Source organism: Pseudoalteromonas sp. G5_S1_14_S5 (assembly GCF_054968605.1).
The window spans coordinates 1-344 of the sequence record NZ_JBQKUM010000252.1; the positions used below are offsets into that span (position 1 = coordinate 1).

Annotated in this window: 1 protein-coding gene; it reads left to right on the plus strand. The window is 41.0% G+C overall.

All coding sequences use genetic code 11. The features are described 5' to 3' along the window. A partial coding sequence (locus ACTRWI_RS22770) for a hypothetical protein (RefSeq protein WP_499133949.1) occupies positions 1-292 on the plus strand: 292 nt, incomplete at its 5' end. Positions 293-344: the final 52 nt, after the last annotated feature.

Genomic DNA, 344 nt, shown 5'->3' on the forward strand with positions numbered 1-344 from the left:
TGCAATGATTAAAGGAAAAATGATGGCGGAAGTCAGAATTAGCCAAATTCAAAAAGCTGTGTTGAGTTGTTTGGCCAAAGCGTTCACAAAAGGTGTGAAAGAAGGTAAATCAACGGTCATCAACCAGGCCGTGAATCATTTACTTCAAAAAGATATCCACCCGAACAATTTTCGAGTCTCATGCAAAACACTAGAGGAACGCGGGCTAATCATGCGTAGGAAAGTGGATTTGGATTGGTATATCAACATAACGCCCAAGGGATTTGAGCTAGCACTGTCTTGGCTAGACTGAAAAGGTGGGTCTTTACTGTGCCGGTATATTTGTTGTGTGCATTCAAAATTTA